At 65.7% G+C, this 5,013-nt stretch carries 5 protein-coding genes and 1 pseudogene; all 6 read right to left on the reverse strand.

What is annotated here, in order from left to right:
* On the reverse strand, positions 1-1,025 hold a 1,025-nt coding region (locus tag Q8M88_RS02030; RefSeq protein ID WP_305594570.1), incomplete at its 3' end, for a translation factor GTPase family protein.
* A 101-nt stretch (positions 1,026-1,126) separates the two neighbouring features.
* Positions 1,127-1,600, reverse strand: a complete 474-nt coding sequence (rpsG, locus tag Q8M88_RS02035) for a 30S ribosomal protein S7 (protein ID WP_305594573.1) — start codon at positions 1,598-1,600, stop codon at positions 1,127-1,129.
* An 11-nt stretch (positions 1,601-1,611) separates the two neighbouring features.
* Positions 1,612-1,983: a 30S ribosomal protein S12 gene (rpsL, locus tag Q8M88_RS02040; protein WP_305594575.1), complete on the reverse strand. Its 372-nt coding sequence runs from the start codon at positions 1,981-1,983 to the stop codon at positions 1,612-1,614.
* A 265-nt stretch (positions 1,984-2,248) separates the two neighbouring features.
* Entirely contained in the window at positions 2,249-2,566 is a 318-nt protein-coding gene (locus Q8M88_RS02045) for a zf-TFIIB domain-containing protein (protein ID WP_305594577.1), read from the reverse strand.
* A gap of 87 nt (positions 2,567-2,653) precedes the next feature.
* Positions 2,654-3,046, reverse strand: a complete 393-nt coding sequence (locus tag Q8M88_RS02050; RefSeq protein ID WP_305594579.1) for a hypothetical protein — start codon at positions 3,044-3,046, stop codon at positions 2,654-2,656.
* 110 nt (positions 3,047-3,156) lie between these two features.
* Positions 3,157-5,013, reverse strand: a pseudogene (locus tag Q8M88_RS02055) (DNA-directed RNA polymerase subunit beta'); the annotation flags it as partial.

Consider the following 5,013-nt stretch of genomic DNA (forward strand, 5'->3'; position numbering starts at 1 on the left):
AGCAGGCCCATGCCGGTTTCCAGCTTGCCCGAATAGATGCGGCAGAAGGTCAGCGAGCCCACGAAGGGGTCGTCCATGATCTTGAACGCCAGCACCGACAGCGGTTCGTCGTCGGAGGCGCGACGTTCGACTTCGGCTTCGGTCTTGAAGTCGATGCCCTTGGTGGGCGGGATGTCGACGGGCGACGGCAGGTAGTCGACCACCGCGTCCAGAAGCGGCTGCACGCCCTTGTTCTTGAACGCGGAGCCCGCGAGGATCGGATAGAAGGCGCCGGTGAGAACCGCCTTGCGCAGGCACTTCTTGATCACCTCTTCCGACGGCTCTTCGCCGGACAGGTAGGCTTCCATCGCCTCGTCGTCGAGCTCGACCGAGTTCTCGATCATGTAGCTGCGCGCGGTGTCGCACGCTTCCTTCATGTCGGCCGGGATCTCTTCGTCGTGGTAGTTCGCGCCCAGGCCTTCACTGTCCCAGACGATCGCCTTCATGCGCACCAGGTCGACCACGCCCTTCAGCGAAGCCTCGGCGCCGATCGGCAGCTGGATCGGCACGGCCTTGACGCCCAGTCGCTCGCGGATCGTGCGCAGGCACATCTCGAAGTCGGCGCCGATCTTGTCCATCTTGTTGACGAACACAATGCGCGGCACGTCGTAGCGGTCGGCCTGACGCCACACCGTTTCAGTTTGCGGCTCGACGCCCTGGTTGCCGTCCAGCACCGCGACGGCGCCGTCAAGCACCCGAAGCGAACGTTCGACTTCGATGGTGAAGTCCACGTGCCCGGGGGTGTCGATGATGTTCAGGCGCTTGCCCTTCCACATCGCGGTGGTGGCCGCCGACGTGATGGTGATGCCGCGTTCCTGCTCTTGCTCCATCCAGTCCATAGTGGCCGCGCCGTCATGGACTTCGCCGATCTTATGGCTCTTGCCGGTGTAGTAGAGGATCCGCTCCGTCGTCGTGGTCTTCCCGGCATCGATGTGCGCCATGATGCCGAAGTTGCGGTAGTCCTCGATATTGGTCGTGCGGGGCATGGAGTTCGGCTCGACTTGTAAACGATCTTCAGGGGCAGAACGAACAGCGCGGGCGGTTTAGCTCAAACCGCCCGCGCCGGAAAGCAAATGGATGGTCGGCGTTACCAGCGGTAATGCGAGAAGGCGCGGTTCGCCTCGGCCATCTTGTGGGTGTCTTCGCGCTTCTTCACCGCGGAACCGCGGTTGGAAGAGGCGTCCAGCAGCTCACCGGCCAGCTTCTCGGTCATGGTGTTCTCGCCGCGCTTGCGCGCAGCGGTGACCAGCCAGCGGATGGCGAGCGCCTTGCGGCGGTCCGGACGGACTTCGACGGGGACCTGGTAGGTCGCGCCGCCGACCCGGCGGGAGCGGACCTCGATCGCCGGAGCGACATTGTCCAGAGCCGCATGGAAGGTCTCCAGCGGGCCCTGATCCTTGCGCTTGGATTCCAGGATATCGAAGGCGCCATACATGATGTTTTCGGCGACGGCCTTTTTGCCCTCGTACATCACGTAGTTCATGAATTTGGTGACGGTGAGGTCGCCGAACTTGGGATCCGGCAGGACTTCACGTTTCTCGGCGCGACGGCGGCGGGACATATCTTCTTTCCTTACTTAGGACGCTTGGCGCCGTAGAGCGAACGACGCTGCTTGCGGTCCTTGACCCCTTGGGTGTCGAGCACGCCGCGCAGGATGTGGTAGCGGACGCCCGGAAGGTCCTTCACCCGGCCGCCGCGGATCAGCACCACCGAGTGCTCCTGCAGATTGTGGCGTTCGCCGGGGATGTAGCACACCGCTTCGATGCCGGTGGTCAGACGCACCTTGGCGACCTTACGCAGGGCCGAGTTCGGCTTCTTCGGGGTCGTCGTATAGACGCGGGTGCAGACGCCGCGGCGCTGAGGGCAGCCCTTGAGGGCCGGCACCTTGTTGCGCGAGGGTTTGTCCTGGCGCGGCTTGCGGATGAGCTGGTTGACGGTGGGCAATCTGGTCTCTTCTTGCTCGTGGAGGCGTGTGCCGTTGGGCCGATGCGCCTCAGGGTCCATGTTGTCGTCTGGTTTCGAGACCGCCCGTGGAACGCAGAAAACTCGCCGACGCGCTGGGCGACGGCGGGTCTCGCCGCCCATATCGAGGCGGCCGCTCAACGGGGCTGGGACGAATCCCGGCCACGAAGGAGCGCGCTACATAGTCGGGAAGGGCTGCGTCGTCAACGTTCGCATGGACGCGCGCGAACCCCTTCCCGGTCCTGGCTCAGTCGAAGATGTCGAAGATGTCGAAGCGCTTCTTCTTGCGATAGCGCTCGTCGTCGTCGCCGTAGCGATAGCGCCCCTGCTGGGCGTCGTAGGCGTGGCGCTTCTTCCAGTCGTCAGGATCTTTGTGGAAGGCGCTGACCTCGCGCTCGAACCGATCGCGGGCGCCTACGTCCTCGCGCGAGCCCGCCAGGATCTTCTCCAGCTCGCCCCTATCCAGCCACACCCCGCGGCAGCTGGGGCACATGTCGAGTTCGACGCCGGAACGGTTCACGTTCTGCATCGAGGCGTTGCAGTTGGGACAGAGCAGTAGCGGCACGCGGGATCTCCTTCAGGTGTGGAGATCCACATTTAGGACCTGCGTACGCGTATGAAAGGCGACATACGTGTATGTGACTTCACGCGGTCATTTCGCGCGGTAGCCGCCCTCTCCGTCCGGCGTCACGACGGCGACGATCTTCCTGCAGCGAGGGTCGAGCGGATCGGCGCAGGCGACATCCACGATGAGGGCGCCGACCTCGCCGCTGCGCGCTGTGTAGTTGCACTGGATACGCGTCGGCGCCCCCTTCGCCATGATCTCCGGGGGCGTCATGTTCACGTCGGCGCCCTGCAATCCCAGCGCCAGCGGTTTGGCGGCGACGAATGCAGTCGCGCAGTGCTCGACATAGGCCAGGCCCTGGCGCCTTGCCTTGGTGTTTTCGCCGGTGGTCACGGCCCACCAGGCCAGTAGGCCGACCACCACGGCGAGCGCGATCATCACGCGATACCCGGTGATCTTCCCAAGCGACCTCCTGGTCATCGTCGTCCCTCCTGCAACCGCCGTTCGCGAGCCCTTGCTTGGTCGCCCGACAGCAGAACGGCCCGGGATCGCTCCCGGGCCGTCGGCATATCAGGTTCGTCGCGACCGGCTCAGGTCTCGACCTTCTCCGCCTCGGCGTCCGCCGCGATGATCTCCGGGAGCGGCTCCATGGCCTCCACCCGGCTCGCGGTGAGCGCTTCGTCGCGCTTGGCGGCGATGCGTTGCAGGTTGCGCAGGTAGGACCCCGTACCCGCCGGGATCAGCCGGCCGACGATGACGTTCTCCTTCAGCCCCTCCAGGGTATCGACCTTGCCCTGGACAGAAGCCTCGGTGAGGACGCGCGTGGTCTCCTGGAACGAGGCCGCCGAGATGAAGCTGCGGGTCTGCAGGCTCGCCTTGGTGATCCCCAGCAGAACCGGCTGGGTGAGCGCCGGACGTCCGCCGCGGGCAAGCGCCCTGGCGTTCTCTTCCTCGACCTCGGGCTTGTCGATGTGATCGCCCTTGAGCAGCGCGGTGTCGCCGATCTCGAGGATCTCCACCTTCTGCAGCATCTGGCGCACGATGGTCTCGATGTGCTTGTCGTTGATCGGCACGCCCTGCAGTCGATAGACCTCCTGAATCTCGTTCACCAGGAAGTTGGCCAGCTCCTCGATGCCCAGGATGCGCAGGATGTCGTGCGGATCCGGGTTGCCGTCGATCAGGTACTCGCCCTTGCGGATGATGTCCCCGTCGTGGACGGCGATGTGCTTGCCCTTCGGGATCAGGAATTCGACGGGTTCGCCGCCGTCCTCCGGGGTGATCTTGATCCGGCGCTTGTTCTTGTAGTCGCGCCCGAACTCGACCCGGCCGTCCATCTCGGCGATGACCGCGCAATCCTTCGGCCTGCGCGCTTCGAACAGCTCCGCCACCCGCGGCAGACCGCCGGTGATATCGCGCGTCTTGGCGCTTTCGGTCGGCAGTCGCGACAGCACGTCGCCGGGCTTGGCCTCGTCGCCGTCGCCGACGGAGAGAACCGCGCCCACGGGCAGCAGGTAACGGGCCTCACCACCGTTCGCCAGGCGCTTGTAGGCGCCGTCGGAGTCGATCACCGCGAGCGCCGGACGCAGGTCCGTGCCCTTGGTGGAGGCGCGCCAGTCGACGACCACGCGGTTGGAGATGCCGGTGGCCTCGTCAGCTTCCTCGCGGAAGGAGACGTTCTCCACCAGGACCTCGAAGCGCACCTTGCCGCCGACTTCGGTGATGATCGGAGTGGTGTAGGGGTCCCACTCCGCCAGCCGTTGGCCGCGCTTCACCTTGTCGCCGTTCTTGACCCGCAGGCGGGCACCGTACGGCGGCTTGTAGGATTCGCGGTCCTTGCCGTCGATCTGCACGGTGAGGTGCAGGTTGCGGCTCATGCAGATCAGGTCGCCGTCGGCGTTCACCACGGTGCCGCCGCCGGTGATCGAGGCGGTGCCGTCGTTGCCGCTTTCGAAGAACGACTGCTCGGCCACCTGGGCGGTGCCGCCGATATGGAACGTCCGCATGGTGAGCTGGGTGCCCGGCTCGCCGATCGACTGCGCAGCGATGACGCCCACCGCTTCGCCGATGTTCACCGGCGTACCGCGCGCGAGGTCGCGGCCGTAACAGGCGCCGCAGACGCCGACCTTGGCTTCGCAGGTCAGCACCGAGCGGACCTTCACCGACGGCACCGCCGCGGCTTCGATCACGTCGGTCATGTTCTCGTCGAGGTAGGTGTCGGCCGGCACGACCACTTCGCCGGTGCTCGGATCCTTGATGTCCTCGGCCGCGAAGCGACCCAGCACGCGCAGGCCCAGCGAGACCAGCACATCGCCGCCTTCGACCACGGCGCGCAGCGTGATGCCGCGCGTGGTGCCGCAGTCTTCCTCGGTGATGATGCAGTCCTGCGCCACGTCGACCAGACGACGCGTCAGATAGCCGGAGTTGGCGGTCTTCAGCGCGGTGTCGGC

The organism is Phenylobacterium sp., assembly GCF_030693805.1.
Classification (GTDB): domain Bacteria; phylum Pseudomonadota; class Alphaproteobacteria; order Caulobacterales; family Caulobacteraceae; genus Phenylobacterium.

What these genes read in the sequence shown, in the direction of transcription:
- rpsG (WP_305594573.1), bottom strand. Translation starts at nt 1,600, where the DNA reads ATGTCCCGCCGCCGTCGCGCCGAGAAACGTGAAGTCCTGCCGGATCCC.
- Q8M88_RS02050 (WP_305594579.1), bottom strand. Translation starts at nt 3,046, where the DNA reads ATGACCAGGAGGTCGCTTGGGAAGATCACCGGGTATCGCGTGATGATC.